Source organism: Pontibacter brevis, assembly GCF_054779655.1.
In genome coordinates this window covers 1-1,831 of sequence record NZ_BAAGXV010000039.1, presented here as the reverse complement: position 1 = coordinate 1,831, position 1,831 = coordinate 1, and the positions used below count along the sequence as shown (strand labels likewise).

General features: G+C 70.2%; 1 protein-coding gene. It reads right to left on the bottom strand.

All coding sequences use genetic code 11. The features are described from left to right. On the bottom strand, positions 1-1,831 hold a 1,831-nt coding region (locus tag ACYVB1_RS12840), incomplete at both ends, for a T9SS type B sorting domain-containing protein (RefSeq protein ID WP_460924116.1).

The following is a 1,831-nucleotide window of genomic DNA, read 5'->3' as shown; positions in this document are numbered from 1 at the left end:
GCCTCGTAGTAGTAGGTGCCGTCGGTGAGGCGGTTGCCCTTGTTGTCCACCCCCGGCCAGTTGATGTAGAGGTCGTCACCCCCGCTCTCGGCGTTGCGCTCGTACACCAGCGCACCCCACCGGTTGAACACCTTGAAGCGCATGCTCCGAATGAAGGCCGTCTTCCGGTCGGGGCGGAACTCGTCGTTCAACCCGTCCCCGTTCGGGGTGATGACGTTGGGAAGCAGGAACGAGATGCAGTTGTCCTTGCACACCTCGTTGCTCATCGGGCTCTCCCTGCCCGCCGTGTCGGTGGCCGTCACCCGGTAGCAGCCCGCAAAGGACTCCAGCCCCCCGTGCACGAAGCGCGTCTCCGCCGTGGTGCCCAGCACCTGGTACTCCCCATCCAGGGAGGAGCGGAAGTAGACCGTGTAGAAGGCTATCTGGTCGGTGCACTCCCCACTCACCTGCGGCACCCACGTCAGCACGTTCTCGTAGGGCGGCTGCTGCGGGTTGCGCGCGAAGGCATCGCAGTCCAGCTGGCTCACGCTCAGCTCAGGGGCGCAGACCACCTTCTCCAGCAGCGCGCACGCCTCCTGGCTGCGGTTGAGCAGCGGCTCGGGCAGGCCCGCTATCCCGTAGCCCCCGGACGTCTCCACCACGTAGCAGTAGGTGCGCCCCCGCTCCAGCCCAAGGCCCCCGAAGGCGCCCACGTCGCGGTAGCTGCCCCCCTGGCCCGTGGCCTGCACGCTGTCGATGAGCACCAGCCGGTTGCCCTCCTGCCGGTAGATGCGGTGCTGGTAGCGCCCGTTGTCCCAGGGCACCTCGTAGCGCCAGGAAAGCTCCAGGGCCGCCTCGCCGCCGGCAGCGGCAGACACCTCCAGCCGCACGCTCGAGGCCTCGGCACCCTCCCGCAGCTCGGTCGGCTGCCCGCCCGCCGCAGGAGACTGGTAGAACTCCAGCCGGTAGCGGTAGGCCTGCCCCAGGGTGTTGAGGCCCCGGTCCACGAACACCGTGTCCGACAGGTCGCGGCTGCGGAAGACCTCGGTGAAGCCCGGGCCCGTGCCCATCCCCTCCTTGCGCAGCAGCACGTACTCCAGCGGAGGGGTCAGCAGCCCTGCCTCGGGCTGCGTCCAGCGCACCGTTATCTGCCCCCGCTCGGCGTCCGTCTCGTCCACCGTCACGTTGGTCAGGTAGGGGATGTCCTGGTTGATGGCCACGCAGGCCTCGTTGGAGGCAAGGCTCTCCCCGCGACCGGGGGAGGGGAAGGTGGCGTAGATGATGTAGCAGTACTCCACCCCGGCCTGCAGCCCCTGCCCGCCGTTGTCGTCGAAGAAGGTGGCCACCCCGGCCTCCACCTCCCCCACCAGCACGTAGCCCGTCGAGGCCGGCACCCCCGTCTGGCACTCGCCCGGCACGTAGCCCGAGGGGCCCTCGCGCCGGTAGATGCGGATGGAGGAGGCGTTCTGGCAGGCGTAGGGGTCCCAGGTGAGCGTCACGCTCCGGTCCCCGCCAAGGGCCGCCAGGTTCTCGGGCGCAGGGCCCACCACCCGGATGTTCCAGGCCTGCAGGTCGGCCAGGCGCGTCTCCCCCGGCGGCCGCACGTCCTCGGCCCGGAACACCACCTGGTAGGGCCGCTCCCGCACGTCGCCGCACTGGGTCTGCCAGTTCAGAAGGCCTCTGGCCTCCCCAGGCGTGCGCGCCGTCTGGCGGAAGGTGGCCGGCGGCACGATGCCCGAGCCCGCCACCGTCAGGTTTATCAGGTCCCCGTCGGGGTCCGTGGCCGAGACCACCCCCCGCAGCAGCGTGCCCGCCACCACGCACGTGTCCTTCGGCTCCAGGACAGGAGGGC